25 protein-coding genes are annotated in these 26,475 nt (G+C 72.8%); 10 read left to right on the top strand and 15 right to left on the bottom strand.

Features of this window, described 5'->3' with window-relative positions:
• Positions 1-54: 54 nt before the first annotated feature.
• The 10 genes from AB0L06_RS19655 to AB0L06_RS19610 form a co-directional block, all read right to left on the bottom strand.
• Positions 55-1,512, bottom strand: coding sequence for a sensor histidine kinase (locus AB0L06_RS19655; protein WP_500232449.1), 1,458 nt, complete (start codon positions 1,510-1,512; stop codon positions 55-57).
• A gap of 49 nt (positions 1,513-1,561) precedes the next feature.
• Positions 1,562-2,275: a response regulator transcription factor gene (locus AB0L06_RS19650; protein WP_500232448.1), complete on the bottom strand. Its 714-nt coding sequence runs from the start codon at positions 2,273-2,275 to the stop codon at positions 1,562-1,564.
• Between the two features lie 104 nt (positions 2,276-2,379).
• A complete protein-coding gene (locus tag AB0L06_RS19645; protein ID WP_500232447.1) occupies positions 2,380-3,996 on the bottom strand; it encodes a hypothetical protein in 1,617 nt (538 codons plus the stop codon).
• Positions 3,997-4,155: 159 nt separating this feature from the next.
• Complete coding sequence (locus tag AB0L06_RS19640; RefSeq protein WP_500232446.1) at positions 4,156-4,527, bottom strand: hypothetical protein; 372 nt, start codon at positions 4,525-4,527, stop codon at positions 4,156-4,158.
• A gap of 66 nt (positions 4,528-4,593) precedes the next feature.
• Positions 4,594-5,127, bottom strand: a complete 534-nt coding sequence (locus AB0L06_RS19635) for a roadblock/LC7 domain-containing protein (protein WP_500232445.1) — start codon at positions 5,125-5,127, stop codon at positions 4,594-4,596.
• The gene (locus tag AB0L06_RS19630; RefSeq protein WP_500232444.1) at positions 5,124-6,059 is read right to left on the bottom strand and encodes a hypothetical protein; all 936 of its coding nucleotides are present in this window, start codon (positions 6,057-6,059) and stop codon (positions 5,124-5,126) included. Before AB0L06_RS19630 ends, AB0L06_RS19635 begins: the two co-directional genes overlap by 4 nt.
• Complete coding sequence (locus tag AB0L06_RS19625) at positions 6,049-6,408, bottom strand: hypothetical protein (protein WP_500232443.1); 360 nt, start codon at positions 6,406-6,408, stop codon at positions 6,049-6,051. The genes AB0L06_RS19630 and AB0L06_RS19625 overlap by 11 nt, the downstream gene beginning before the upstream one ends.
• A gap of 365 nt (positions 6,409-6,773) precedes the next feature.
• A complete protein-coding gene (locus AB0L06_RS19620) occupies positions 6,774-7,613 on the bottom strand; it encodes a glucosamine inositolphosphorylceramide transferase family protein (protein WP_500232442.1) in 840 nt (279 codons plus the stop codon).
• 18 nt (positions 7,614-7,631) lie between these two features.
• Positions 7,632-8,825 (bottom strand): glycosyltransferase family 4 protein, encoded by a 1,194-nt coding sequence (locus AB0L06_RS19615; RefSeq protein ID WP_500232441.1) that lies wholly within the window; start codon positions 8,823-8,825, stop codon positions 7,632-7,634.
• Positions 8,826-9,149: 324 nt separating this feature from the next.
• The gene (locus tag AB0L06_RS19610; RefSeq protein WP_500232440.1) at positions 9,150-10,127 is read right to left on the bottom strand and encodes a hypothetical protein; all 978 of its coding nucleotides are present in this window, start codon (positions 10,125-10,127) and stop codon (positions 9,150-9,152) included.
• Positions 10,128-10,339: 212 nt separating this feature from the next.
• On the opposite strand from AB0L06_RS19610, the gene AB0L06_RS19605 reads away from it, so the two are divergent.
• From AB0L06_RS19605 to AB0L06_RS19585, 5 genes are all read left to right on the top strand, one after another.
• Positions 10,340-11,059, top strand: coding sequence for a PadR family transcriptional regulator (locus AB0L06_RS19605; protein ID WP_500232439.1), 720 nt, complete (start codon positions 10,340-10,342; stop codon positions 11,057-11,059).
• Between the two features lie 200 nt (positions 11,060-11,259).
• The gene (locus tag AB0L06_RS19600) at positions 11,260-12,312 is read left to right on the top strand and encodes an ABC transporter ATP-binding protein (protein ID WP_500232438.1); all 1,053 of its coding nucleotides are present in this window, start codon (positions 11,260-11,262) and stop codon (positions 12,310-12,312) included.
• Positions 12,309-13,136 carry an ABC transporter permease gene (locus tag AB0L06_RS19595; RefSeq protein ID WP_500232437.1) on the top strand — a complete coding sequence of 276 codons (828 nt, stop codon included), beginning with the start codon at positions 12,309-12,311 and terminating at the stop codon, positions 13,134-13,136. The genes AB0L06_RS19600 and AB0L06_RS19595 overlap by 4 nt, the downstream gene beginning before the upstream one ends.
• 97 nt (positions 13,137-13,233) lie before the next feature.
• A complete protein-coding gene (gene murJ, locus AB0L06_RS19590) occupies positions 13,234-14,808 on the top strand; it encodes a murein biosynthesis integral membrane protein MurJ (protein ID WP_500232436.1) in 1,575 nt (524 codons plus the stop codon).
• Positions 14,809-14,853: 45 nt separating this feature from the next.
• Positions 14,854-15,261 (top strand): DUF6221 family protein, encoded by a 408-nt coding sequence (locus tag AB0L06_RS19585; protein ID WP_500232435.1) that lies wholly within the window; start codon positions 14,854-14,856, stop codon positions 15,259-15,261.
• Between the two features lie 19 nt (positions 15,262-15,280).
• Here the strand turns inward: AB0L06_RS19585 and AB0L06_RS19580 are convergent, their stop codons facing one another.
• Positions 15,281-15,913: a helix-turn-helix domain-containing protein gene (locus AB0L06_RS19580; protein WP_500232434.1), complete on the bottom strand. Its 633-nt coding sequence runs from the start codon at positions 15,911-15,913 to the stop codon at positions 15,281-15,283.
• A gap of 92 nt (positions 15,914-16,005) precedes the next feature.
• On the opposite strand from AB0L06_RS19580, the gene AB0L06_RS19575 reads away from it, so the two are divergent.
• On the top strand, positions 16,006-17,022 hold the full coding sequence (locus AB0L06_RS19575; RefSeq protein WP_500232433.1) for an NAD(P)/FAD-dependent oxidoreductase: 1,017 nt from the start codon (positions 16,006-16,008) through the stop codon (positions 17,020-17,022).
• A 4-nt stretch (positions 17,023-17,026) separates the two neighbouring features.
• Here the strand turns inward: AB0L06_RS19575 and AB0L06_RS19570 are convergent, their stop codons facing one another.
• Both AB0L06_RS19570 and AB0L06_RS19565 read right to left on the bottom strand, forming a co-directional pair.
• The gene (locus AB0L06_RS19570; protein ID WP_500232432.1) at positions 17,027-17,452 is read right to left on the bottom strand and encodes a nucleoside deaminase; all 426 of its coding nucleotides are present in this window, start codon (positions 17,450-17,452) and stop codon (positions 17,027-17,029) included.
• A complete protein-coding gene (locus AB0L06_RS19565) occupies positions 17,449-18,291 on the bottom strand; it encodes an LLM class flavin-dependent oxidoreductase (RefSeq protein WP_500232431.1) in 843 nt (280 codons plus the stop codon). The genes AB0L06_RS19570 and AB0L06_RS19565 overlap by 4 nt, the downstream gene beginning before the upstream one ends.
• A 94-nt stretch (positions 18,292-18,385) precedes the next feature.
• Here AB0L06_RS19565 and AB0L06_RS19560 point away from each other — a divergent pair, with 94 nt between their 5' ends.
• The 3 genes from AB0L06_RS19560 (at position 18,386) to AB0L06_RS19550 (ending at position 23,644) form a co-directional block, all read left to right on the top strand.
• Positions 18,386-18,895 carry an Lrp/AsnC family transcriptional regulator gene (locus AB0L06_RS19560; RefSeq protein WP_500232430.1) on the top strand — a complete coding sequence of 170 codons (510 nt, stop codon included), beginning with the start codon at positions 18,386-18,388 and terminating at the stop codon, positions 18,893-18,895.
• A gap of 31 nt (positions 18,896-18,926) precedes the next feature.
• Positions 18,927-21,329, top strand: coding sequence for an ATP-binding cassette domain-containing protein (locus AB0L06_RS19555; RefSeq protein WP_500232429.1), 2,403 nt, complete (start codon positions 18,927-18,929; stop codon positions 21,327-21,329).
• A 92-nt stretch (positions 21,330-21,421) separates the two neighbouring features.
• Positions 21,422-23,644 (top strand): DUF4132 domain-containing protein, encoded by a 2,223-nt coding sequence (locus AB0L06_RS19550; protein WP_500232428.1) that lies wholly within the window; start codon positions 21,422-21,424, stop codon positions 23,642-23,644.
• A gap of 112 nt (positions 23,645-23,756) precedes the next feature.
• Here the strand turns inward: AB0L06_RS19550 and AB0L06_RS19545 are convergent, their stop codons facing one another.
• Both AB0L06_RS19545 and AB0L06_RS19540 read right to left on the bottom strand, forming a co-directional pair.
• Positions 23,757-24,572 (bottom strand): LLM class F420-dependent oxidoreductase, encoded by an 816-nt coding sequence (locus tag AB0L06_RS19545; protein WP_500232427.1) that lies wholly within the window; start codon positions 24,570-24,572, stop codon positions 23,757-23,759.
• Between the two features lies 1 nt (position 24,573).
• Positions 24,574-25,551 (bottom strand): NmrA/HSCARG family protein, encoded by a 978-nt coding sequence (locus tag AB0L06_RS19540; protein WP_500232426.1) that lies wholly within the window; start codon positions 25,549-25,551, stop codon positions 24,574-24,576.
• Positions 25,552-25,652: 101 nt separating this feature from the next.
• On the opposite strand from AB0L06_RS19540, the gene AB0L06_RS19535 reads away from it, so the two are divergent.
• Positions 25,653-26,474: a helix-turn-helix transcriptional regulator gene (locus tag AB0L06_RS19535; protein ID WP_500232425.1), complete on the top strand. Its 822-nt coding sequence runs from the start codon at positions 25,653-25,655 to the stop codon at positions 26,472-26,474.
• Position 26,475 lies beyond the last annotated feature (1 nt).

The following is a 26,475-nucleotide window of genomic DNA, read 5'->3' as shown; positions in this document are numbered from 1 at the left end:
AACGGTCGATGAGAAACCCGTCCCCGACCGCCGGATGATTCCCCAGAAAGGCCATCAGTCCGGACGTACCGGGCTGCCCGGCAGGACGACCCGCGCCACCGTGCCGCCACCCTCGGCCGGCTCCAGGCTCACCCGCCCGCCGCCCTCGCCGACGACCCGCGCCACGATCGACAGGCCCAGTCCCGACCCCGGCAGGCTCCGCGCCGACGGCGACCGCCAGAACCGCTCGAACACGTGCGGCAGGTCCTCCGGCGCGATGCCCGGACCCTCGTCCTGGACGGTCAGCTCCCCGTCCGCCAGCCGCACCCGCACCCGGCCGGACGGCGGGCTGAACTTCACCGCGTTGTCCAGCAGGTTCACCACGGCCCGCTCCAGCTGCCCCGGATCGCCCTGGACGAACCACGGCGACGCGTCCAGCTCGACGGTCAGCCCCGGGCCGCGCAGCCGGGCCCGCTCGACGGCGCGTTCCACCGCATCGTGCAGCGCCACGGTTTCCCGCGCGGGCTGCCCCTCCGCCGGACGCGCCAGCTCCAGCAGGTCGCCCACCAGACTCGACAGCTCGACCATCTGCGCCTTCACGCTCGCCAGCAGTCGGCGCCGCGCGTCCGGCGGCAGCTCCCGGCCGCTGTCCTGCGACCGCAGCAACAGGTCGATGTTGGTGCGCAGCGACGTCAGCGGCGTGCGCAGCTCGTGCCCGGCGTCCGCGATCAGCTGCTGCTGCCGGTCGCGCGCCGCCGCCAGCGCGCCCGTCATCGTGTTGAACGCCTGGCTCAGCCGCGCGATCTCGTCGTGCCCGTGCTCGGGGATCCGGGTGTCCAGGTCCTCGGTCCGCGCGATGTGCTCGGCCGCGTCGGTCAGCCGGTCCACCGGACGCAGCGACGCCCGCGCGATCATCAGACCCGCGCCCGCCGACAGCAGCACCCCGGCCGCCGACACCGCCACCAGCAGCAGCGCCAGGTTGTCGAGCGGCCCCTCCGCCTCGTCCAGCGGAATCGCCGTCGAGACCGCGAACCGCACCAGGTTGCCGTCGGTGTCCTTCCCCGGGTATCCGACCGTCAGGATCCGCACCTGGACGCTGTTCCCCTGACTGTCGACGCCCTTCCCGTTGTGCAGCGCGCTCGGACGAGTTCCGGCCGCGACCTGCGCGTCGGCCTTGGTCACCGTCAGTCCGCCCCGGTCGGGGATCGCGCACGCACGCCCGTCGGCGACGATCGCCTGCTGGATGAAGTACGGGCCGCCGTACCGGGTGTCGGTCGTGCCGGTCGGCGTGGGCTGGCAGTTGTTCAGCGCGTCCCGGATCTCCGGCCAGCCGCGCGGCCGGCGGTTGTTCATGTCCGGGGCCGGAGGGGGGCCGCTCATCGCGTGCAGGCGTCCGTCCAGTTCGCGGTACAGCTGGCCTCGGACCAGGAACCAGCTGACCGTCGCGCACGCCGCCACCGCGACGGCGACCGCGAGCGCCGTCAGCAGCGCCAGCCGTCCCCGCAGCGGCAGCCGGGTCATCAGGCGCCGCACGATCCGCCGCCCTCTCCGCGCCGGACGGCCCGGTCGACGCGATCGCCGGTCATGACGAGCCCCGCAGCACGTAGCCGACGCCGCGCACGGTGTGGATCAGCCGGGGCAGCCCGTTCACCTCGGTCTTGCGCCGCAGGTACATCACGTACACGTCGAGCGAGTTGGAGGCCGGCTCGAAGTCGAACCCCCACACCGTCTCCAGGATCTGCTCGCGGGTCAGCACCTGCCGCGGATGCCGCAGGAACAGCTCCAGCAGCATGAACTCGGTGCGGGTCAGCTCCAGGGGCAGCCCCTCCCGCGTCACCTCCCGGGTCCGCGGGTCCATGCTCAGGTCGTCGAAGGCCAGCACCTCGCCGTCCGGGCGGGACGCCGGGCCGTAGTCCACCGCCCGGCGCAGCAGCGCCCGCACCCGCGCCAGCAGCTCGTCCAGCTCGAACGGCTTCACCAGGTAGTCGTCGGCGCCCGCGTCCAGCCCGGTCACGCGGTCGCCGACCATGTCCCGCGCGGTCAGCATCAGCACCGGCATCGTCGCGCCGCGCGCCCGCATCCGCCGGCACGCGGTCAGCCCGTCCATCCGGGGCATCAGCACGTCCAGGACGACCAGGTCGGGATGCTCCCGCTCGACCGCGTCCAGCGCCAGCAGCCCGTCCGCGGCGGTGCCGACCTCGTACCCCTCGAACTCCAGGCTGCTGGTCAGCGACTCCCGGACCGCCGGCTCGTCGTCCACGACCAGGATCCGCCCACGCGCGGCACCAGACTCCATGCGCCCACGGTAACCGCCCACACCACGATCACCGCTGTGACCAGCGGATTCTCATGGATCTTTCAGAAACGCCGACCCCTCGGAACCGCCGCCCGGAACGCCGGTCAGGCGTCCCCCGCCGGCCTCCGGCCGCCGCCCTCGCGCCCGGTTCCCTTGGGGCGGGCCGGACGCACCGCGGTGCGGATCACGGCCGTCGTCGCGTCCCCGGCCGTCCTCGTCACCATGGTGAAGATCGACTCCGTGGACGAGGCCGCCGGACGCTCCGGAAGATCGGCGCGGCGCACGCCCGCCCGGTACCGGGAGGCGTTGCGGAGCGTGCTCGCCGCGACCCGCGGCACCACGCGCGGCGCCGTCCGGGCCGTGACCCGCACGGCGATCCCGGTCGCCGAGGTGACCACCGTGCCCGTCGCCGGGTGCGACGCGACCGCGCCGACCGTGGCCCGCGCCATCCGCCCCACCAGGCCGCTGAGCGACACCTCGGCCGCCGCGCTCCCGGGCGCCCCTCCGGCGGCCCGCGCGGTTTCAGTGCTCTCCGGCCCGGCGGTCGCGGGCTCGGCGTCGGCACGCAGGACGGTCGTCCAGCCCGTCCGGACGGACTCGACCACGACCTCCCGCGCCACGTCGAACAGGATCCCGCGCAACGACTCCCTCAGCGCCGCCTTCAGCGCCTCGCGCATCAGCTCGCGCATGACGGTCTCGACGGCCAGCGCGAGCGCCCGGTCGGCGACCTGCCCGGCCAGCCCGGCCGCCGTGCGGGCCAGGGCGCTGCCCGCGGCGGCCCTCCAGAACCCGCTCGCGGCCCGCGCCGCCTCGCCCGTTCCCAGATCACGCGCCACGTCCAGGACGAACGAGGACGCGAGATCGGCGCTCGCCGCCGCGACCGGGCTGGCCGCCGCGACCCGGCGGCCCTGCTCCCGGACCCCGGACGCCAGCTCCCGCGCCGCCTGCCTGGCGGCCTCCTGCGCCACCGTCCGCACCACGTCCGCGATCACCTCGCGGCCGACGTCGAGCGCGACGTCCACGGCCACGTCGGCGACGGCGTCGATCGCCGTGTCGACCACCACGCGGGTCGCGGCCTGGACCACCGGCGCCGACACCGTCCGGCCCGCGACGTCGGCGACCGCGTCGACCGCCGTCGCGGTCACGGCCCGCGCGAACGGGTTGCGCGTGGCCAGCCGCCGCGCCGCCGCGGCCATCGGGTGCTGCGCCGCCTGCTCGGCCAGCGTCATCGCCGTGCCGGTCAGGGTGCCGGTGACCTCGATCGCGGTGCCCGCCAGCGGGTTGGCGCCCGCGACCGTCCGCGCGACGGACCGCGCCTCCTGGACGGCCTCCCGCACGGCCTTCTCGGCCGCCGCCGAGGCGATCTTGACCGCCGCCTCCCGGGCGGCGCGCTCCACCGACTCCATCGCCGAGGTGCGGGCGAGGCGCTCCACGACCTGCGCGGCGGCCTGGTCGGCGGCCCGGCGCGCGATCACCCGGACCGGCTCGGCCGCGGCCGACGCGCCCCGCGCCGCCCGCTCGGCGAGCGGCGCGAGCCCGCGCGTCACCTCACCGAGGCCGTCCACTGCGGCCCGCGTCACCCCGCCCGCAGCGGGCTCGGCCTCGGGCACGGCCTCTGGTGCGGGCTCGGCCAAGGGCTTCAGAGCGGCGGGCGTCTGCGGGGACGCGTCATCGCCGGTCGAGCCGCCGATGTTCGGGCCGCTCCCGGTCCGGTCGGTCATGTCATGCCCCCAAACCCGCCCACGTCCTGCCACTCCAGACTAACGATCGTCCACACGAATCGTTCCCCTCGCGCCCCGCCGAGGCACGGATGATCAGGGCGCGGGCACGAGGACGGGCCCGGACGACGATCGTCCGGGCCCGTTCCGCGGCGGGCGGGGTCAGATCTCGAGGTTCTCCTCGATGCCCTTCATGTGGTGGCGTGCCAGCGCCAGGTTCGCGCGGCCGCGGTCGAGCGCCAGGTAGAGGAACAGGCCCTTGCCCTTGCGCCCGGTCACCGGCCGGATGATGTGGTACTGGCCACTGAGCGTGATCAGGATGTCCTCGATCTCGTCCTTCAGGCCGAGCTGCTCGATGGTGCGCATCTTGGACCGCATGACCTCGGTGTTGCCCGCCGCCGCGACCTGCAGGTCCAGGGCCTTGGAACCGCCCTGCACGCCGAGCGCCATGCCGCTGCCGAAGTCGACGACCGCGGCGCCGATGGCGCCGTCGATCGACATCATGTCCTTGAGGGAAAGATCCATGTTCGACATGGGGGTCTCCTTTTCAGTCGGATGTTCCTTTCACCGCTCGTTCACGCCCGGAGGGCCCGCGCGAGCTCACCCCTGACCAAGCAGGCCGTCAGGGCCGTCGGGGCCGCCGGGATCACCCGGTCCGCCGGGCGTCGTCGCGGCCAGCCGCCGGGCGATCGCCCGCGCCGCCGGACGCGACTCCAGGTGCAGCCGCCCCACGTTCACGTCCGGCCCGGCCAGGACGGTCAGCGAGGTGTGCCACCCCGCCGCGTAGATCGCCACGTAGCCGCCGGTGCCCTGCACGACGACCTCGTGGAACCCGCCGCCGTGCGCGGTCGCCGCCAGCCGGTGCGACATCGCCAGATGCGTCACCGTCAGCGCCGCCATCCCGCACGGCTCCACCGACGGTGGCAGGTCGTGGGCCACCAGGCGCCCGTCGCCGGCGGCCACCAGGCTCCCGACCAGCCGGTCCAGCCGGGATCGCAGCCGCCTCAGCTCCGCCAGCACCATCGGGTCGGACTCGGGCGGAGGCCCGCCCACGCCGTTCCCGGGCGGCTCGCCCGGCGCCGTCCGCGTCCATCGCTCGACCAGGGTGCCCAGCCGCCGCTTCCCCCCGGTCACACTTGCTCCAGCGCGGCGCGCAGCCGCATCAGGGTCTCCATGTCGACCGGCGGCGGCTCCAGCGGCGGCGGGACCGGCCGCGCCGCGGGCCGCGTCCGCCTGCGCAGCGGACCGCCGACGCCCACCACCGGACGCTCGACCAGTCCCAGCGCCGTCAGCGCGCGCACCGCCTCCAGGCACACCACCACCGGACGGCCCAGCTCGGCGGCCAGCCCCGCGGGCGTGCGGCGGCCGTCCACCGCGAGCGCCACCTCGGCCTGCACCGCCGTCAGCATCACCCGCTGCCGGTGGACGTGCCGCGGCGCCACCACCGGCGCGGCGTCCGCCAGCGCCAGCGGCCACCCGCCCGCGCGGTCGGCGAGCCGGGCGCATTCGTGCAGCAGCACCCCCGGCGATACGCCCCGGCAGCGCACCGTCCGCCGTCCGAGCCGTCCCGCGACGAACACCGGGTCGAATCCCGGGCCGCCGCCCCGCCCTGCCTGGCCGCCGTCGGGACGTCCCGACCAGGCGGCCGAGCGGGCCGTGTCCAGCAGCAGCGACATCGCGTCGAACGTCGCCGCCAGCGCGTAGACCTCCAGTGGGGACGCGTCGTCCTCCCCGCCGCCCGAGCCCTCGGACGAACCGCCGTGGCCGGGCCACCACGGCTGCTCCCCGACCGGACCGTCGGTCGTCCACAGTGCGGCCAGGGACGTGGCGCGGCGGGACTCGGCCCGGCACACCAGCCCTTCCGACAGCAGGACGCGCCCCTCCATGCCGCAGCTCACCTCGCCCGAGCAGCGCTCCCGCTCCAACTGGAGCAGCAACTCCTCCAGCGGGACCCCGCCGCCCTCGACCGGCGCTTGCGGCCCCCGCGCGGCGACGGCGGCGGATTCCCCTCGCGCCGGAGAACCGTCGCCGAGACCCCGCGGGGCGCCGGAGAACTCAGACGTCATCGCGGCCCTCCGCGAGCAGTTCGACGATCTCCCGGACCCGCAGCCGCGCCAGCGCCAGATTCCCGCTGTCCCGGTCGAGGACGACGTGCAGGAAGAGCTGCGCGCCGAAGGCCTGGCCGACGCAGACCAGCAGGTGGTAGCCGAACGTCCCGGACACGATGATCTCCTGGACGTCGTCGCCCGCCGGCGACGTGCTGAGCGCCGGGCTGGACAGCACCGCCCGGACGACGTCGGTGGTCCCCGCCGCGTCCTCGTGCTGGTCCAGGGCCCCCGCGCCGCCGGTCGCGGCCACCGCCAGGCCGGTGGAGCAGTCGACCAGGGTCGCGCCGCGCGCCCCCGGAATCGTCATGATCCGCTCCATGCAGCCATTGATGCCCACCGCTCCCCCTCCTGCGAGTGCGTGTTCCAGGGCCCTGACCGTACGCGCCCGATAAGGCGCGGAACGCGATATTCCGGAGCTAAATCCGGCGTTCAGGAAAAGGTCGGTATTCGCCACCCGTGGAACGCTTTAAAGAGGAGAGATACCGCCCGGTATAAACGGCAGAGGGTGACGCAGGGGGCCAGTGATCGCATCCAGGACGAAAACGGGCGGAGAGAAGCGGTCATCCGGGGTCCCTCGATACGCGTGACCGGAACCTGCGGCCTGACCCGAGGGGCCCCGTCGGACCCGTCACCCGGATCCGAGCCCCCTCCCGTCTCCCGGTATAAGTGGTTTCACTCGGTGCTCCAGCCGTCGACGCAGGCCAGCCAACGTCCGTCGAGGTGGATCGGGTCGATGTGGTGCATCCCGCCCTGGTTCCAGGGCTGGCGCGCGGCGGAGCCGAAGGGATCAACCGGGGTCGAGGTCTCCCGATGGTCGTCGGGCGAGAGGTCGGTGATGGTGAAGGCCCTCACGCCCCGGCCGTAACCACCCCGGCAGTCCTGGGCGAAGCGGACGAGCCGGTGATCCCAGAGCACAGGCCTTCCGGCGGGACGGGCCCTACCGGGGTCGCCGGAGACGATCGGGCTGGCCGGGTGCTCGGTCCAGGGGCCGAAGAGCGTGTCCGCGTTAAACAGGTGCAGGTGGTCGTGGTTGTGGGGACCGCAGGCGTACATCCACCACCGGCCGTCCAAATGGACCAGGGTCGGGTCGGCCAGAGGACGGTGCAGCAGGACCGTGGCGAGCCGCCAGCGTGTGGGGAACGGGTCGGCCACGTACAGGCGCACCTGCCCGGTGCGACGTGTTTCGGGGACCAGGAAGAACCGTCCCCCGTGTGTGAAGACGAACGGATAGGACAGGTGGAAGTCCTCCGCCAGGACCACGCCGTTGTAGGTCCAGGACCGGTGGTCAGGGCTGTCGGCGTGGCCTATCCGCCCCAGGCCGGTGGCCCGGTCGTAGATCTCGAAGAACATGTGCGACCGGTCGCCGACGCGCAGCGCGAAGGGGTCGGCGACGAAGGCCGCGTCGAGGTCATGGACGTGCTCGCGGGTGAGCACCGGATTGGCGATGTCCGCCGCCGGCCGCAGGTGCAGCGGGCTGGGCCCTTCGAAGACGCCGATCGACCAGTCCTGCACGGGACCGTCCTCCTGAGGTCACCGCCGGGAGGCCCGCGTTCCCGCCCCTGCCGCACCGGCCGCCCTGGCCGCTTTGGCGGCCACGAGGTCGGCCAGGAGGCTCTCCCAGCGCTCGCCGATGATGTCGATGTCGTACTGCCGGGCAGCCTGGAAGGCGTCGTCGGCCATGCCGCGACGCCGCCCGTCGTCGCCGATGAGGTCGAGCAGCGCGGCGCCGAGCGCGTCCACGTCGCCGGGCGGGACGAGCAACCCGTTGCGGCCGTGGACGATGATCTCCCTGGGCCCGCGGGGGCAGTCGAAGCTGACCACCGGGACGCCGCAGCCGAACGCCTCGATGATCGTCCTGCCGAAGCCCTCGTTGTCGGAGCTGACCGCCAGGATCGACGCCTCGGCCAGCGCGGCCTCGATGTCGTCGGCCGGTCCCCTGAAGTCGACGCCGGAGCCGAGCCCCAGCGAGTCGGCGAGCGCGCGCAGGTCGCCTTCCAGCGGGCCGTCGCCGTAGAGACGCAGCGTCCAGTCCGTCCGGGCGGCCCTCACCTTGGCGAACGCGCGGATCAGCAGGTCGTAGCGCTTGACGTGGACGAACCGGCCGGCCGCGACGACGACCCGCTGGTCCTGCGACGACCGCAGCCGCCGACGCGCCGGAAGCTCCCCGGGAAGTGTCACGACCGGCACGCCCTCGCCCAGGATCCGGACGTAGTCGCGGCGGTCGCTCTCGGTGCGGGTCGCCAATGCGTCCAGTCGCGGGTACCAGCGCCTGATCTGCTCCAGCATGGCGCCGTCGTGGAAGCCGAAGTTGCGGTGCTCGCGTCCGACGACCACCACGCCGCGCGGTGCGAAACGGGCCGCCAGGAGGTTCAGGCCGCTGCGCGTGGTCACCAGCGCGTCGGTCCGCAGCGTCCGCAACGCGTGCCACAACCGCGGGTCACCGCGGAGCGGGACCTCGTGGCGCCGAGGGTCCGCGCGCGAGATCAGCCGGCTCGGGAACCGGTCCAGCCCGGCGGCCCAGCCCGGCCTCGCCCACCCGCGCACATCGACCAGCGTGCGCAGCCCGACCCCCGGGCCGACCGGATGGAACGGCTCCTCGCGAGAGCGGAGCACGGTGATCACCTCCACCCGGTGCCGGCCGGCCAGGTGGTTGGCGAGGATGATGTTGGACCGGAAGGTGCCGCCCATCTCGTACGCGCTGTGCAGCAGGAACGTGATCTTCACCGGCGCCCGTGGTCCCGTCCGCTCGTTTCCATGGTCAACACCTCCCCTGCCCGGCGCTCCCCACGACGACGCCTCGGTGACGGAAGCCGGACCGGGCCCATCCAAGCCGCACGACCCGATCCTCACCATGACCGTCCGGCCACATGCGCGTTTCCCAGCCCGACCCGCACGGCCCAGCGACCATCCAGACTTCCTGCGCACCACGTTCCCGCACCCATCGATCCTGGGAACCGCCTCCGACGGCCGCTCAAGCGGATGCCCTTCCGACTGAAGAGTCGGAAGGGCATGGGGGTTGTTCCAGTCGCTATGGAGTCGTGGTCTCGCCTACTGGGGGAAGATCAGGGACGTCACGGTCTTGCCGTTCCACGTGGCGGTGACCGTGGGCCACGGGGAACCTTGCGTGAAGTCGCCCATCGAGTAGGGAACCGCGACTGCGTGCTTCCCCGCAGGCACGGTCACCTGTGCGGGCACCTTGACCTCCGGGCTGTTGCTCTTGAGGAAGACCACGGCGCCCGAGGGGTTCGCCGCGTCACCGATTCCCAGCGCCAGCCTGCTGGAGCTGTTGGGCTTCGGCGCGTCACCGCTGAGGGCGAAGGCCTTCGGTGTCATGACGAGTTCCTGGCTCGCCAGCGAGGTCCCGAGATCGGCCGACGGCTTGACGAATCCCGGGCCGTCCGCGAAGGCGTATGCCTGGAAGTCGGCCTTGACCGCTCCCGCGGGCACCGTCACGTACGAAGGCAGGTACATCGAGGCGGCGCCGTACGCCGTGTTGGCCCACAGACTCACGGTGAGTCCTCCGGACGGTGCCGGGTACTTCAGCTCGACGGTGCCGGTGAGGGGGGTTCCGTCGACCGGGGCGGTCTCGTTGAACCGCAGCGTGCTCACCGCGCGGGTCGAGGGATCGGCCGCTTGGTGCGTGAAACCGGCGCTCGATGTCGCGGTGCTGCCCGTGATCTGGGCGGAGATGGCGCCGGTATGCGTGGCCGTTGGGGCGGCTACCCGGAACGGGAAGGTCACGCTGGTCTGGCCGGCCGGGACCCTGACGGAGTTGCCGACCGTCGCCTCGTAGATCTTGTCGTACCTCAGCCGTACCTCGGTCCCGCCCTCGGGGGCCGGACGGGAAAGCGTGACCGTCTGCGTACCGCCACTGCCGCCGATGATGGTCGAGGGGGTGACCGTGCTCGACTTGATGGTGACGGGAGCCTCGTCCGCGACGGCCGGGGGCTGCAACCCGGCCAGTCCGAGCGGAACCAGCGCCAGTCCCAGGGATGCGGTGCGGAGCCTTAGCGCTCGCGGCTTCATTTCTGCGGTCTCCTCGCCTTGGTGATCTTGCTCCCAAGCTAGGGACCGTGTCCGGGGTCCTCCAGCGAGCCGACCCGTACGTCAGAGAATCGTAAGAACCTCCGAAGGGGTGGACACGAGCCGCGGCAGGCGTATATTCGGAAGCGAGTACTCGTCCACGAGTACTCGCAGACGAGTAGCCAACCGGCCGAACCCGAGCGGAGGTGGTTCCGGTGGCGAAGCGGCGCAAGGTCGCCAACCTGCTGGCACTGCCGGTGCTGAGCACGCTCACCGAGCGTCCGATGTACCCCTACGAGATCGCCTCCACGCTGCGGCGCCGCGGCAAGGACGTCAGCGTGAAGATCAACTGGGGGTCCTTCTACACGGTCGTGCGCAACCTGGAGAAGCACGGGCTGATCGAGGCGACCGGCACCGTCCGGCAGGGCAACCAGCCGGACCGGACGGTCTACGCGATCACCTCCGAGGGCCGCGCCGAGCTCACCGACTGGCTGCGCGAGATCGTCGAGGTCCCCGAGCGCGAGTACCCGCGCTTCGAGGCCGCGCTCGCCGACGTCGCCGTCCTGGACCCGCGCGACTTCACCGTCCTGCTGCGCCGCCGCATGGAGGCGCTGGACGCCGAACTCGCCGAACAGGACCGGCAGCTCGCCGAGGCCCGCGCGTGGCTGCCCGAGCTGCTCATCATCGAGGCCGACTACCACCGCACCCTCTGCGCCGCCGAGGCCGCGTGGGTCCGCGCGCTGCTCGCCCGGCTCGAGGACGGCACCATGCCCGGCCTCGCCGAATGGGCCCACTTCCACGAGACCGGCGAGGTCCCCAGCGAGATCGACTGGCTCCACGAGCAGGAGCAGCGGGCCGACCGGGCCCCGCGGGCCACCGAGGACGGGCCGCGGGACGCCGGCGGCGGGCGGCCGCAGGACGAGGAGGCCGGCTGACGACCCCCACTTGACGCCGCCGGAAGGCGAGCGAGAAGCCAGAGGCCCCGGCCGGTGCGGCAACACCGGGCCGGGGCCCCGAGACCAGAACGCCGATCCGCGGCAACGGAACCAGCGACCTGGGTGACACCGCAAGGTTAGCCGGACCCCTCCGCCGCCGGATCGTCCCACCACCGATCCCACGAAGCGGGAGAGTCCCCATGACCACCGACCCGTGCGCCGTGCGCGCGCACGACCTCGGCAAGACCTACTCCGTCCGCGGCGTCAAGGGCGGCGTCCGCGCCCTGGACGGCCTGGACGTCACCGTCGACCGCGGCATCGTCTTCGGACTGCTCGGCCCCAACGGCGCGGGCAAGTCCACCGCCGTCAAGGTCCTCACCACCCTCACCCGCCCCGACCGCGGCACCGCCGTGATCGAGGGCGTGGACGTCCGGCGCCGCCCCGACCACGTGCGCCGCCTCATCGGCGTCGTCGCGCAGCGCTCCGGCAGCGACCCCCGCGCCACCGCCCGCGAGAACCTGATCCTGCAGGCCAGGATGCACGGCATGGGCGGGCACGCCGCCCGCGCCCGCGCCACCGAGCTGCTCGACCGGTTCGACCTCGCCGAGGTCGCGGGACGGCTCGTCAAGACGCTCTCCGGCGGCACCCAGCGCCGCCTGGACGTCGCGCTCGGCCTGGTCCACCGTCCCGCCGTGCTGTTCCTGGACGAGCCCACCACCGGCCTGGACCCCGAGGCCCGCACCGCGATGTGGGCCGAGATCCGGCGCCTGGCCGGAAGCGACGGCCTCACCGTCGTCCTCACCACCCACTACCTGGAGGAGGCCGACCGGCTCGCGCAGCGCCTGGCGATCGTCGACCGCGGACGCGTCGTCGCGGGCGGCACTCCCGACGAGCTGAAGGGCGAGCTGCGCGGCGACGCCGTCCACCTCGAACTGCCGTCCGGGAGCGTCCCCGCCCAGGTCCGCGCCGTGCTGGAGTCGCTGCCGACCGTCCGGGAGGTCCGCGTCGCCGGACACGGCGTCAGCGCCCGCAGCGACAACGGCGCGGCCGCTGTCCCCGCCGTCCTGGCCGCCCTCGAACGCGCCGGGACGCCCGCCGCGTCCGTGACCGTCGCCCGCCCGTCTCTGGACGACGTGTTCCTGCGCTACACCGGCCGCCGCTACACCCCCGAGACCGGCCCTGACGACGCCCCCGACAACACCACGGCGTCGTCCGAGGCCGCCCCCTCCGCCCGGCAGGAGGCCGCGCGATGACCACCGCACCCCTCACTTCCCCCGCGTCGCGCGCCTTCACCGTGCCGCGCCTGATCTCCCACACGTGGTTCCTCACCGGACGCCGCCTGCACGCGCTCGCGCGGCAGCCCGCCGTCATCGTCGGGAACCTCGTCCAGCCCGCGATCTGGCTGTTCCTGTTCGGCTCGCTGTTCCGCCGCGTCGTGGACATCCCCGGCTTCGGCCACGGCCACGGCTCCTACCTGGGCTACCTGGTGCCCGGCGTGATCGCCATGAACGCGATGAACGCCAGCATGTGGGCCGGCGTCGCGATGATCGAGGAGATCGACCGGGGCACCCTGAACCGGTTCCTGTCCTCCCCGGTAAGCCGGGTCGCGCTGATGACCTCCGGCGTCGCCGACCAGGCCGTCACCACCGGGCTCCAGTCCGTCGCGATCCTGCTGCTCGGGCTCCTCGGCGGCGCGCACTACCCCGGCGGGATCGCCGGATGCGCCGTGGTCGTCGCCGCGGGCGTCCTGCTCGGCACGGTGTTCGGCGGCCTGTCCAACGCGATGGGCATGCTGCTGAGGCAGCGCGAGGCGATCATCGGGTTCAACGTGCTGTTCATGCTGCCGCTGACGTTCCTGTCCTCGGCGTTCATGCCGACCGCGCTGATGCCCCACTGGATGCGGATCATCACCGCGTGCAACCCGCTCGACTGGGCCGTCCGCGCGGGCCGCTCCGCCCTCACCGCGAGCCCCGACTGGGGCCCGATCGCCGCCCGCGGCGGCGGCCTGCTCGCCCTGACGATCGTGTGCGTCGCGATCTCCGTCGCCACCTTCCGCTCCTACCAGAAGTCCGTCTGACCTGGTCCGACCGATTCGCGCGGCCCGGACGACCCGTCCGGGCCGCCGCCCGCGCCTGCGGTCGCCTAACCTGGCCGGGACGGAAGGGGCGCGATCGATGAGCGAACTGCTGCGCACCGGGCGCGCCATGGCGGTCGCGACCGCCGTATCGCGGATCACCGGGTTCGTCCGCACGCTGGTGCTGGTCACCGCGCTCGGCGTCGGCACCCGCCTGCTGGACGCCTACACCGCCGCCAACGTCACCCCGAACACGATCTACGAGCTGGTGATGGGCGGCGCGGTGGCCAGCGTCGTCGTCCCGCTGCTGGTCAGGCAGGCGTCCCGGCAGGACGCCGACCTGTTCGCCCAGCGGCTGCTGTCGCTGGTGGTGTACGGACTGGGCGCGGTCGTGATCGTGACCGTGGTCGCCGCGCCCCTGATCGTGGACGCCACCGTCGGCGGGTTCTCGCCGCCCCAACGGCACTTGGCGGTCCTGTTCACCCGCTTCTTCATGCCACAGATCCTGTTCTACGGTGTCAGCGCGACCCTGGCGGCCGTGCTGAACGCGCGCGGACGGCTCGCCGCGCCGATGTGGGCGCCGGTCGCCAACAACCTCGTCGTGATCGCGACCGGGCTGGCGTTCGTCCTGGTCGGCGGCGCCGGGCACGTCGAGTCACTCACCACCGCGCAGGCGCTCCTGCTGTCGATCGGCACCAGCGCCGGGGTGGCCGCGCAGATGACCGTCCTGGCGTTCGCCGGACGCCGCGCCGGATTCCGGCTGCGCCTGCACGCCGACCCGCGCGGCATCGGCGTCCGGCGCATCGTGGCCATGGCGGGCTGGACGATCGCGTCCGTCGCCGCCACGCAGGCCGTGTTCGTGGTGTCCACACGGCTCGCATCGAACGCCGGGAAGGGAATGCTCTCGGTGTACGGCAACGCCTCGATGATCTTCCAGCTCCCCTACGGGATCGTCGCGGTCACGGTCATCACCGGCGTGCTGCCGCGGATGAGCCGCGCCGCCGGACGCCGCGACCTCGAAGGCGTCACCACCGACCTGTCCCACGGCCTGCGGCTCACCGGCGTCGCTCTCGCCCCCGTCGCGGCGGCGCTGATCGTGCTCGGCCCGGCGCTGACGACCCTGATGTTCGCGCACGGCCACACCTCACCGCACGCGGCTCAGCTGACCGGGCAGACCTTGGCCGCGTTCGGGCCGGCACTCGTCCCGTTCGCCGGGTACCAGATCATGCTGCGCGCCTTCTACGCCCTCGGCGACACCCGCACGCCCGCGCTGATCAGCGTCGGCGTCTCGGCCGTCACGGTCACCGCCGTGCTCGTCGCGTCCCTGTTCACCAGCGGTGCGCACCTCATGGTCGCGATGGCCGCCTGCACCGCCGTCGCCTACACCACCGGACTGCTCGTCACGGCCGTGCTGCTGCGGCAGCGGCTCGGCCGCGTGGACGGCCACCGCCTGCTCGACACCCACCTGCGCACCCTGGCCGCCGCGATCGTCGCCGGGCTCGCCGCCGCGGCCGTCGCCCACGCCGTGGACGGCTCGCTCGGCGCCGGGCCGGGCAGTGCCGCCGTGGTGGTCGTCGCCGCGTCCGCCGCCGGCGGCGTCCTGTACGCGTTGGTGGCGCGGATCCTCGGCGTCGCGGAACTGCGCACTCTGACCTCCGCGCTACGGCTGGGCTGACCTGTTCGGATGCGTTTTGTCCGGCCGGGGCTGCACAATGGCCGGGTGGACGAGCTGGTGGAGTTCCTGCGGGCCCGGATCGCCAAGGACGAGCAGATCGCACGCGCCGGGTCGGGCGCCGCATGGCGGCCGTCCCCACCGGGCTCGGTCAGCCTCGACACCCCCGGCGGCGAACGCAAGCCGGACGGCCCGGGCCGTCCGGGCTTCGTCGCCCAGGCCGAGAACGAGAGCTACGCCGAACACATAGCCCGCCACCACCCCGCCCGCATCCTGCACGACGTCGCCGCCAAGCGCCTCATCCTCGACGAGTACGTGAAGGCCGAATGGCTCCTGTCCAGCGGCCACCGCAGCGAAGCCGCGGAAGCCGCCCAAGCCGTCCGCCTAACCACCCTCCGCGCCCTCGCCTCCGCCTACTCCGACCACCCCGCCTACCACCAGGAATGGCGCACCTGACCAGCCACCCCCTGCCGCCTTAGGCACCACCGCCGGGGCGGCGGGATTTGGGGGCGGCGCGTAGGTGGAAGCGTTCGCCCTGGCGGCCGAAGAGGCTGAGCAGTTCGACCGGCTCGCTGTCCACCGGGCCGAACCAGTGCGGCAGGCGGGTGTCGAACTCGGCGGCCTCGCCGGGCTCCAGCTCCAGGTCGTGGTCGCCGACGATCAGGCGGAGCCGTCCGGACAGGACGTACAGCCACTCGTAGCCGTCGTGCGTCACCGGGTTCGGCTCGCTGCGCGCGTTCCCCGGCAGGATCGACTTCCACGCCTGCAGCGGGCCGGGGTGCTTGGTCAGCGGGATCACCGTCCGGTCGCCGCCGTCGCGCGGCGTCAGCCGGACGCGCGGGTCGCCGACCTCGGGCGCGCCGACCATCTCGTCCAGCGGCACCTGGTAGACCTGCGCGAGCGGCAGCAGCAGCTCCAGGCTGGGCCTGCGCTGCCCCGACTCCAGGCGGGACAGGGTGCTCTTGGAGATCCCGGTCGCCTCGGCGAGGGCGCCCAGCGTGATGCCCCGCTCGGCGCGCAGCTTCCGCAGCCGCGGCCCGACCTCGGTCAGGGCGCGGTCGATCGCGGACGACGGGTCGCCCGGGACGGTGTCGTGGTGATGCTCCATGACCCCATTCCACTCGATGCGTCCCGGAAATGGCAACAAGAGTTGCCGATTTCACGCATCCGGACGCACGCTGGGGTCGTGGAGGTGACCCGATGAACGAAAACACTCACGACGTGGTGATCGTCGGTGGCGGCGCGGCGGGACTCAGCGCCGGACTGGTGCTGGCGCGCGCCCGGCGCCGCGTCGCGATCCTGGACGACGGCGCCCCGCGCAACGCGCCCGCCGCCCACATGCAGGGCTTCCTCACCCGGGACGGCATGCCCCCGGCGGCGCTGCTCGAGGCGGGCCGCGCCGAACTCGCCGGATACGGCGTCGAGCCGATCGCCGCGCGCGTGGACGAGGTCGTCCGCGAGGACGGCCCCGACCCGGTCTTCACCGTCCAGCTGACCGGCGGCGCGTCCCTGCGCACCCGCCGCGTCCTGGTGGCGACCGGTCTGCGGGACGAGCCGCCCGACCTTCCCGGCCTGCGCGAACGCTGGGGCAAGGACGTCCTGCACTGCCCCTACTGCCACGGCTACGAGGTCCGCGACGAGCCGATCGGCGTGCTGGCCACCGGCCCGATGGCCGTTCACCAGACGCTGATGGTGCGGCAGTGGTCTCCGAACGTCACCCTGTTCACCCAGGACCAGGAGTTCTCCCCCGACGACCGCGAGCGCTTCGCCGCACGCGGCATCACCGTCGTGGAGGGCGAGGTCAAGCGGATCGTCGCCGACGAGGACGGGCTTCATGGCGTCGAAATGGCCGACGGGAACGTCGTGGAACGCCGCGCCCTGTTCGTTCAGAGCGCCATGATCCCCAACGACGGGCCGCTCACCGCCCTCGGCTGCGCCCGCGAGGACGGCCTGGTGCGGACCGACGGGAAGGGCCGCACCAGCGTTCCCGGCGTCTCGGCGGCGGGCAACGTCGTGAACACCCACGCGCAGGTGATCATCGCTGCGGCGGAGGGCGCGGCCGCCGCGATGGCGCTCAACGGCGACCTGGTCGAGGAGGACGTCCGGCGGGCCGTCGACCACGACCGCGTCACCGGGCGGAGCGCGGCCGAGTTCGACGCGTCCTTCGAGGCGCTGGTCGCCGAGTCCGTCCTGGGCGACCGCAGGCACGGCCTGTGACGCGTCAGGTGTAGTAGCCGTCGATCGCGGCGCGGGCCTCCTCGGACAGGGCCGGGCCCTCCTGCCGGACGGAGGGCCATCCGCCGCCGGGGGTGAGCGCGTCGTGCTGCTCGCTGGACAGCGCGTAGACGACGCGTCCCAGCCCCGACCGGTCGATCGCGCCGGTGCACATGCCGCACGGCTGGCAGCTGGTGAACATCGTCGTCGCCGCGGCGACGTCCGGGGCGAGTTCGCGGGCCGCCCATCGGGCCAGCTTCAACTCGGGGTGGGCGCTGATGTCCCGGTCGGCGCGCACGGTGTTGTGCGCCTCGATGAGGATGACGCCGTCCGGGTCCGCGAGCAGCGAGCCGTAGGGCGCGTGCCCGTCCGCGCGGGACCGGACGGCGATCTCGACGGCCCGGCGCAGCAGGCGTTCGTCGTTGGAGGTCACGTGAGTTCCTTTCGATGGGCGGCCACGGCGGCCAGGTCCCGCCAGGCGTTCTCGGGGCGCAGCGTCTCGTCCGGATGGGCGAGGAACGGGTCGAGCAGGACGCTTTCGGCGCCCATCCGGCGCAGCCGCTGCAGGTCGGCGAGCACCTGGTCGATCGTCCCTTCGCCCGCGCGGCGTTCGTCGCCGAGCGGGTCGGCGGTCAGGCGGAGCAGGATGCGGGGCGCGAGGGCCGGGACCGGGCGGCCCTCGCGTTCGGCGATCCGGGTGAGGCGACCCACCGCCTCGTCCAGCCAGGGCATCGTGAAGCGCAGCGGGTGCCAGGCGTCGCCGAACTGGACGGCACGGCGCATCGCGGCGTCGCTGTGCCCGCCCACCCAGATCGGGATCCGCCCGCTCCGGTAGTCGTCGGCGTCCTGCCAGGCGGCATGCACGCCGCGGAGCAGGTCGTCGGTGAGCTCACTCCGCCGCTCGTACGGAACGCCGAGCGCCTCGAACTCCTGCCGCGCCCAACCCGCGCCCACACCGAGGACGAGCCGCCCGCCGCTGAGCCGGTTCAGGTTGGCGGCCATGCGGGCGACCAGCAGCGGATGCCGGTACGGCGCGATGAGCACCGTCGTTCCCAGCCGGACGCGGCGGGTGACGCCCGCGAGCCACGACAGCGTGGTGAACGGCTCGTAGAACGGCGCGGGGTAATGCTCGGCCACGTCCGGCGTGATCGCGACATGGTCGGAGACCATCAGCAGGTCAAAGCCGAGGCCCTCGACGGTCTGCGCCCATGCGGCCAGCCTGTCCGGGTCCGCGCCGGGCCCGAAGTTCGGAACGTTCACTCCCAGAATCACGTGGGTAACGCTATCCAGCCGATCCGGCCCAGTTGAAGGGAGTTCTCCCGCCATCGAGCAGGCTCGGCCGTGGATCTGACGGTATTTTGGCGCGGTGACCGAGAATCTCGACGCGACCGACCGGGCGATCCTCATCGAGCTGCAGCGGGACGGCCGCATCCCCCTCACCGAACTGGGCCGACGGGTCAGCCTCAGCGCGTCCGCCACCACCGAGCGCGTCCGGCGCCTGGAGGAGCTGGGCGTGATCACCGGCTACCACGCCCGTGTCGACCTGGCCAAGGCCGGGCTGCCCGTCCTCGCCGTCGTGCGGCTGAAGTACCCCGGCAACCGGCACGGCCCGCTGCACGACCTCCTCCAGAAGCGCGGGGAGATCCTGGAGTGCCTGCGCACCACCGGCGAGGACTGCTACGTCCTGAAGATCGCGGCGACCTCCATGGGCCACCTGGAGCAGGTCGTGGACGAGCTGCTCGAGCTCGGCTCGACCACCACCAACCTCGTCTACAGCGAGCCGCTCACCTACCGCGGCCTGCCCGCCGACGCCGTCGGGGCCGTCGATGCCGTCGCGGACGGATCGGCGGGCGAAACCGTCACCGCCGTCCGATAGCGTGCGGCCTTCCCGACTCGACGGAGAGATGATGAGCAAGGCCACCGAGCCGGACGCCCAGCAGCCCATGCCCGCGTCCGCCCTCCACGCAGCCGACGGCCACGAGCTGATCCGCGTGGTCGGAGCCCGCGAGAACAACCTCAAGGACGTCACCGTCGAGCTCCGCAAGCGGCGGCTCACGGTGTTCACCGGCGTGTCCGGCTCGGGCAAGAGCTCGCTGGTCTTCAGCACGATCGCGGCCGAGTCGCAGCGGCTGATCAACGAGACCTACAGCGCGTTCGTGCAGGGCTTCATGCCGACGCTGGCCCGGCCCGAGGTGGACGTCCTGGAGGGCCTCACCACCGCGATCATCGTCGACCAGCAGCGGATGGGCGCCGACCCGCGCTCGACCGTCGGGACGGCCACCGACGCGAACGCGATGCTGCGCATCCTGTTCAGCCGCCTCGGGAAGCCGCACATCGGCTCGCCGCAGGCGTTCTCCTTCAACGTCCCGTCGATCAGCGGCGCGGGCGCGGTCACCGTCGAGCGCGGCGGGAAGAGCGTGCAGGAGAAGCGCAGCTTCGCCGTCACGGGCGGCATGTGCCCGCGCTGCGAGGGCCGCGGCTCGGTGTCCGACCTCGACCTCGGCCAGCTGTTCGACGACTCCAGGTCGCTGTCCGAGGGCGCGATGACGATCCCCGGGTACAAGGCGGGCGGCTGGAACTACCGGCTGTACGCCTCGTCCGGCTTCTTCGACGCGGACAAGCCGATCCGGGAGTTCACCAAGCAGGAGCTGGACGACTTCCTCCACCGCGAGCCGACGCGGATGAAGATCGAGGGCATCAACATGACCTACGAGGGTCTGGTGCCGCGCATCCAGAAGTCGATGCTCGCCAAGGACAAGGAGGGCATGCAGCCCCACATCCGCGAGTTCGTGGACCGGGCCGTCACCTTCACCGCCTGCCCCGAGTGCGACGGCACCCGGCTCGCCGCGCCCGCCCGCTCCTCGAAGATCGCCGGGATCAGCATCGCCGACGCCTGCGCCATGCAGATCAGCGACCTGGCCGCCTGGGTCCGCGACCTGGACGAGCCGCCGGCCGGGCCGCTGCTCGACTCCCTCCGGCAGACCCTCGAGTCGTTCGTGGAGATCGGCCTGGGCTACCTGTCGCTCGACCGTCCCGCGGGGACCCTGTCGGGCGGTGAGGCGCAGCGCGTCAAGATGATCCGCCACCTCGGCTCGAGCCTCACGGACGTCACCTACGTCTTCGACGAGCCGACCGTCGGCCTGCACCCGCACGACATCCGCCGCATGAACGACCTGCTGCTGCGGCTCCGCGACAAGGGCAACACCGTCCTGGTCGTCGAGCACAAGCCCGAGACCATCGAGATCGCCGACCACGTCGTCGACCTCGGCCCCGGCGCGGGCACGGCCGGCGGCACCGTCTGCTTCGAGGGCACCGTCGCGGGCCTGCGCGCCAGCGGCACCGTCACCGGACGCCACCTGGACGACCGCGCCGCCCTCAAGGACGAGGTGCGCAAGCCCACCGGCGCGCTGGAGATCCGCGGCGCGAACGCCCACAACCTCCAGGACGTCGACGTCGACGTCCCGCTCGGCGTCCTGACCGTCATCACCGGCGTCGCGGGCTCCGGCAAGAGTTCGCTGGTGCACGGGTCGATCCCGGCCGACGCGGGCGTGGTGTCGGTCGACCAGACCGCGATCCGCGGCTCGCGGCGGTCCAACCCGGCGACCTACACCGGTCTGCTCGAGCCGATCCGCAAGGCGTTCGCCAAGGCCAACGGCGTGAAGCCCGCCCTGTTCTCGGCGAACTCCGAGGGGGCCTGCCCGACCTGCAACGGCGCGGGCGTCATCTACACCGACCTGGCGATGATGGCGGGCGTCACCACCGTCTGCGAGGAGTGCGACGGCAAGCGCTTCCAGGCGTCGGTCCTGGAGTACCGCCTCGGCGGACGCGACATCAGCGAGGTCCTGGCGATGCCGGTGACCGAGGCCGAGGAGTTCTTCGGCTCCGGCGACGCCCGGATCCCCGCCGCGCACGCGATCCTTCGGCGGCTCGCGGACGTCGGCCTCGGCTACCTCACCATCGGACAGCCGCTCACCACGCTGTCCGGCGGCGAGCGGCAGCGGCTCAAGCTCGCCACCCACATGGCCGACAAGGGCGGCGTCTACGTCCTGGACGAGCCGACCACCGGCCTGCACCTCGCCGACGTCGAGCAGCTCCTCGGGTTGCTCGACCGGCTCGTCGACTCCGGCAAGTCGGTCATCGTCATCGAGCACCACCAGGCCGTCATGGCGCACGCCGACTGGATCATCGACCTCGGCCCGGGCGCCGGCCACGACGGCGGCCGCGTCGTCTTCGAGGGCACCCCGGCGGACCTGGTCGCCGGCCGCTCGACCCTAACGGCTCAGCACCTCGCCGACTACGTCGGCGCCTGACCCCGGCACACGGGCCAAGGATGATGAACCGACCTCGGTGAGCGCAGCGCGCACGCCGAGGTCCTCCCCGATCTCGTCAGAAACCTGGAGCGATGCCGGACATCAAGGAAGCCCCCGCCAGCGCCCTGCCCGACCTGCTCGTGAATCCGCCGTGGCAGCGGGAGCCCCAGAGCAAGGAGCCGGTCGTCCTCAAGGGGCTGAAGGCGCCCAAGGAACCGACCGTCGTCGTGTGGGCACCGGGCCAGCGGGAGGAGTGGCTGAACGCACCGTACGAGAAGCGCTACTGGGAGCGCCTTCCCGACGACACCGACTGGGAGCGGCTGGCGGACGACTTCGCCACCGAGAGGGTGCGGGCGGAGCCGGAGCGGCGGCTCCACGCCCTGGCCGTCGGCCTGTTCACGCAGGCGCCCTTGGAACTCGGTGCGAAGCTGCTGGCCGACGAGCGCTACTGGGACGTCCTCACGGGATACCCGATGTCCAGCGGAGTCCAGGCGGCCGTGGCGCGCCATGAGATGGCGGCGTACCCGATCGCGCTGTACGAGGCGAAGAACAAGCGTGCCTTCTACGCGCTGGATCCGTTCCTGGACGCCGACGTCGCCCAGATCATGATCAAGCATTGGGGCGTCTACCCGAATGACAACCAAGCGGAGTCCTGGTTCGAGAAACACGGGCCGGCCGCGGCGAGGCTGACCGTGCCGGACGCCCTCCGCAAGCCCGGCCCGAAACGGACCAAGGCCGAGGAGGCCCTGCGTCTGGTCGCCGAGCGGCACGGGCACGACGCGGTCGTCGAGGCCGCCCGTCACTATGGGGAACAGGCCGTGGCGGCGATCGCCGCGCTGAGGACCGACCCGCTGGACCTGTACCCGGACCCGCTCCCTCCCGTTCCCCCGGGCTTCGCTCCCGAGCGCCTGCCCCGGATCCTGCTGCGCGGACGCGAGTTCGCCCTGCCCGCGGACGTGACCCGGAACGTCATCACGATGGTGTCCATTTCGACACCGTCGGAGCCGTACCCGGCCCTCGCGCAGGTCGTCGAGGCATGCGACCCGGGCTCGCTCGCGGAGTTCGCCTGGGCGCTGTACCAGGCGGACGACTCCGCCAAGTGGGCGTTCCCCGGCGTCCAGTGGGCACTGATCAACCTGGCCGATGACGAGGTCGCCGATCTTCTCGCGCCCGACGTCGCCCGCTGGTCGAAGGCGTATGTCTGGGACCGCGGCGGAACCTCGGCTCTGCAGGTGTTCAGCAGGCTCGGCACCGACTCGGCGCTGCGCCACCTGCATCGGCTCTCACTGAAGGCAGAGGACGCCAAGCGGATACGGCCCTGGGCGGCGGCGGCTCTCAAACGCATCGCCGGAGAGCGCGGGCTGACCCCCGAGCAACTCGCCGATCGGCTCGTTCCCGACCTCGGGCTGGACGCCGAGGGCGGCATGACCCTGGACTACGGCCACCGGCGTTTCGCCGTCGGGTTCGACGAGCGGCTCAAGCCGTACGTGACGGACGGGGACGGCAAGCGCCGCACGACGCTGCCCAAGCCCGGGGTCAAGGACGACCAGACCCTGGCGCCCGCCGCGTACAAGCGCTTCGGCGACCTGAAGAAGGAGGTCAAGACCACCGCCGCCGAGCAGATCAAGCGGCTGGAACAGGCGATGGTGTCGGGCCGCGGCTGGACGGCCGGGGAGTTCCGTTCCCTGCTCGCCGGGCATCCGCTGCTGGGGCACATCGTCCGGCGCCTGGTGTGGAGCGCCGAGGTCGACGGGGCCGTCACCACGTTCCGGGTCGCCGGGGACCGCACGTTCACCGACGTCCGCGACGCCGGGTTCACGCTTCCGGAGTCGGCACGGGTGACGCTGCCGCACCCGCTGCGGCTGGGCGGCGAGGACGTGGGCGACTGGACGCGGCTGTTCGCCGACCACGAGATCCTTCAGCCGTTCCCGCAGCTCGAACGGGCCGTGCACACGCTGACGGAAGAGGAGCGCGAGACGGGGAACCTGACCCGCTTCGACCGGCTGACGGTGCACTTCGGCCGTGTGCTCGGCATGACGGGACGCGGCTGGGAACTCGGTGAGAAGGAGACCGGCGGCTTCCGGCGCCAGATCGGTCTCATGACGCCGGACGAGCGGCATCTGATGGTGCAGATCGAGCCCGGCATCCGCGTCATCGCGCCCTACGAGTACCCCGACCAGGAGATCACTCGGGTGTGGCTGTTCACCGGCCGCCTCGGCGACCGGCTCCCCTTCGGCGATCTCGACCCGGTGGTCGCCTCGGAGATCCTCGCCGACTTCCTCCACCTGACCGAGAACGCCGTCCCCCCTGAGTGAACGCTTGCGTGACGCGCGGTTTCCGTGACCGCGGCCGGGGTGCCCTGCCGATGCTTCCTCTGGTCGGCTGGGCACCGCGGTCGTTCCGGCGCTGTGATCGGCTCCGGCCTGGTCATTCGGGGTAGCGGTCGACGAGCTTCGCCAGGACGTCCAGGCGGGCGAACGTCTCGGCCTCGGACAGCTCGTCCAGGAAGAGGGTGACGCGCTCGACTCCGGCCCGCGCGTACGCCTCGAGCACGGGCTCGTTGTCGCCGTCCCCGTAGTACACCGACACCGGCAGGCCCTCGGCCGGGGCGAGCTGCCCCGGCACGTCCGCCGGGTCCGTGACGGCCGCGGGCATCCAGGCCCGGCCGAAGCGCCGCACCCGGCCGAGCACGCGGGGGCCCGCGCCGCCGTGGTAGATCGGCGGCATCGGGACGGGTTTGGGCCAGGCGTGGATGGGGTCGAAGTCGACGTGCTCGCCGTGGAACTCCGCCTCGTCCTTGGTCCAGATCTCCTGGAGCGCGGCGAGCTGCTCGGTCATCCGGGCGCCGCGCGTGCGCGGGTCGACGCCGTGGTCGCGCATCTCGTCGAACTGCCAGCCCGTCCCGATGCCGAACAGGAACCGTCCGCCGGACAGCTGGTCCAGGCTCGCCACCTCCTTCGCCGTCTGGATCACGTCCCGCTGCGGCAGGATCGCGATGCCCGTGCCCAGGAGCAGCCGGTCGGTGACCGCCGCCGCCATCGACAGCGCGACGAACGGGTCGTAGATGCGGAAGTACGGGCGCGGGACCGGGCCGCCCATCGGGTACGGGATCTCGGTCCGGACCGGCAGGTGCGAGTGCTCCGGGACGAACATCGCGTCGAACCCGCGTTCCTCCAGCGCCCTGGCGAGCCGATCCGGGCGGACGCCCTCGTCGCTCATCAGGCTGTGGACACCGATCCGCATGTCAGAGCACCGCCTCGACGTCCGCGCGGTGGCGGGCGAGCCAGGCGTCCAGGGATTCCAGGCGCGGGTTGACGCGGCGCACGAGCTCCAGGTCGCGGACGCCGGTGAAGTAGGCGGACGCCTCAGAGTAGAACTCGTACATGTTCGCCGTCTCGACCGCGCCCGGGTACCCGGCGGCGCGCGCCTCGTCATAGGACGCCGGGCGGTACGTCACCTGCTCGCCGAGCAGCTCGCTGAACTTGGCCGCCAGCTCCTCGCCCGTGGCGTGCGCGCCCGCGAGGCCGACGTGCCGTCCGACGTACTCCACGCCGCCCTTCAGGATGCCGAACGCGGTGCGGCCGATGTCCTCGCCGCCGACGAGCGCCATCGCGTTGTCCGCCATGGGAAGGGTCAGCACGAGCTTCCCGTCGGCGTCCCGCTGCGGGCCCTGCCCCTTGAGGAGCGACTCGTAGTAGAAGGTCGTCAGCAGGAACGTCGTGGGGACTCCGATGTCGCGGAACTCGGCGTCCGCCTCGGCCTTGGCGTCGAAGTGCGGCACCTTGTACCGGCCGAGGAGCGTCGGGACGTCGCGTCCGAGGTGCGCGAAGTACGGACGGGTGTCCTCCAGCGTCGACCACACCACGTGCCGCAGCCCGGCGTCCTTCGCCGCGCGCGCCGCCGTCCGGGCCTGCTCGATCTCCATGCGCGCCCGGTCTCGGGCCGCCTCCTGCTCCGGCGTGAGCGGCGCCCAGAAGTTCGTCATCACGAACGCGCCGTACGCGCCCTCGAACGCCCGCCGCACGCTCTCCTCGTCGTCCAGGTCCGCCGCGACGACGTCGGCGCCGCGCTCGGCGAGCGCCCGTGCCGCCGGCGTCGACGGGTCCCGGGTCAGGGCCCGGAGCGTGAACCCGCTGTCCGGATCGTCGAGGATCGCCCGCGCCAGTCCGCCGCCCTGCGCGCCGGTCGCGCCCACCACTGCAATCAGCTTCTGTTCGCTCATGCCGTCAACGCTGGCACCGTTCGGCGCTCCTGGCGTGCCCCGGTGCTGGGTACCCACGGCAGGGGGTGGCAGGCCGTCCGGGACGCGCCGACAATGAGGCCATGGGCGATCAGCTGGGTGAGTTCCTCCGCGCGCACCGCGCCGTACTGGACCTGTCGGCCACCGGACTGCCGGACTACGGGTCGCCCCGGCGCGTCCCGGGCCTGCGCCGCAACGAGGTGGCCCAGCTCGCCGGGATCAGCGTGAACTACTACACGCGCCTGGAGCAGGGCGAGAGCCACCAGATGTCGGACTCGGTGCTGCACGCCCTCGGCAACGCGCTCCAGCTGAGCGTGGACGAGCGCGCGCACCTGATCCGTCTCGCCCGTCCGGAGCAGGCCGACCAGACGCGCCGTCCGTACGGTCCGGAGGACCTGCGCCCCGCCGTGCTGACGCTGGTGGAGAGCACCATCGACCAGGCCGCCATCGTCGTCGGCCGGTACTTCGACCTGCTCGGCGCGAACCGCCTCGGCTACGCGCTGCTCGGCCTCAACCAGGGCCAGAACGTCAACCTGGCGAAGATGACGTTCCTGGACCCGGCCATGCGCGACCTGTTCACCGACTGGCACGACGACGCGGTCAGCGTCGCCTCCTACCTGCGGATGGCCACCGGCGACATGCCCGACGACCCGGCGCTCGCCGACCTCATCGGCGAGCTCAGCATCAAGAGCGCCGACTTCGCCCGGATCTGGGCCACCCAGCCCGTCGCCGAGTGCGGCCACTCCCGCCGCCGCTACGACCACCCGCTGGTCGGCCCGCTCACCCTCGACGTCGAGAGCCTCCGTGTGAGCGGCGACCCCGGCCAGCGGATCCTGTTCCAGGGCGCGGCCCCCGGCTCCGACTCCGCCGACCGGCTCCGCCTGCTCGACTCCCTCAGCAGCTGAC

The sequence above is a fragment of the Spirillospora sp. NPDC052269 genome (assembly GCF_040679435.1).
In the GTDB taxonomy this organism is placed as follows: domain Bacteria; phylum Actinomycetota; class Actinomycetes; order Streptosporangiales; family Streptosporangiaceae; genus Spirillospora.
This window is presented reverse-complemented; position numbering and strand designations above follow the sequence as displayed.

What these genes read in the sequence shown, in the direction of transcription:
- AB0L06_RS19580 (WP_500232434.1), bottom strand. Translation starts at nt 15,913, where the DNA reads ATGGAGCATCACCACGACACCGTCCCGGGCGACCCGTCGTCCGCGATC.
- AB0L06_RS19630 (WP_500232444.1), bottom strand. Translation starts at nt 6,059, where the DNA reads ATGACGTCTGAGTTCTCCGGCGCCCCGCGGGGTCTCGGCGACGGTTCT.
- AB0L06_RS19645 (WP_500232447.1), bottom strand. Translation starts at nt 3,996, where the DNA reads ATGACCGACCGGACCGGGAGCGGCCCGAACATCGGCGGCTCGACCGGC.
- AB0L06_RS19555 (WP_500232429.1), top strand. Translation starts at nt 18,927, where the DNA reads ATGAGCAAGGCCACCGAGCCGGACGCCCAGCAGCCCATGCCCGCGTCC.
- AB0L06_RS19600 (WP_500232438.1), top strand. Translation starts at nt 11,260, where the DNA reads ATGACCACCGACCCGTGCGCCGTGCGCGCGCACGACCTCGGCAAGACC.
- AB0L06_RS19595 (WP_500232437.1), top strand. Translation starts at nt 12,309, where the DNA reads ATGACCACCGCACCCCTCACTTCCCCCGCGTCGCGCGCCTTCACCGTG.
- AB0L06_RS19610 (WP_500232440.1), bottom strand. Translation starts at nt 10,127, where the DNA reads ATGAAGCCGCGAGCGCTAAGGCTCCGCACCGCATCCCTGGGACTGGCG.
- AB0L06_RS19625 (WP_500232443.1), bottom strand. Translation starts at nt 6,408, where the DNA reads ATGACGATTCCGGGGGCGCGCGGCGCGACCCTGGTCGACTGCTCCACC.
- AB0L06_RS19575 (WP_500232433.1), top strand. Translation starts at nt 16,006, where the DNA reads ATGAACGAAAACACTCACGACGTGGTGATCGTCGGTGGCGGCGCGGCG.
- AB0L06_RS19535 (WP_500232425.1), top strand. Translation starts at nt 25,653, where the DNA reads ATGGGCGATCAGCTGGGTGAGTTCCTCCGCGCGCACCGCGCCGTACTG.
- AB0L06_RS19540 (WP_500232426.1), bottom strand. Translation starts at nt 25,551, where the DNA reads ATGAGCGAACAGAAGCTGATTGCAGTGGTGGGCGCGACCGGCGCGCAG.
- AB0L06_RS19550 (WP_500232428.1), top strand. Translation starts at nt 21,422, where the DNA reads ATGCCGGACATCAAGGAAGCCCCCGCCAGCGCCCTGCCCGACCTGCTC.
- murJ (WP_500232436.1), top strand. Translation starts at nt 13,234, where the DNA reads ATGAGCGAACTGCTGCGCACCGGGCGCGCCATGGCGGTCGCGACCGCC.
- AB0L06_RS19545 (WP_500232427.1), bottom strand. Translation starts at nt 24,572, where the DNA reads ATGCGGATCGGTGTCCACAGCCTGATGAGCGACGAGGGCGTCCGCCCG.
- AB0L06_RS19640 (WP_500232446.1), bottom strand. Translation starts at nt 4,527, where the DNA reads ATGTCGAACATGGATCTTTCCCTCAAGGACATGATGTCGATCGACGGC.
- AB0L06_RS19650 (WP_500232448.1), bottom strand. Translation starts at nt 2,275, where the DNA reads ATGGAGTCTGGTGCCGCGCGTGGGCGGATCCTGGTCGTGGACGACGAG.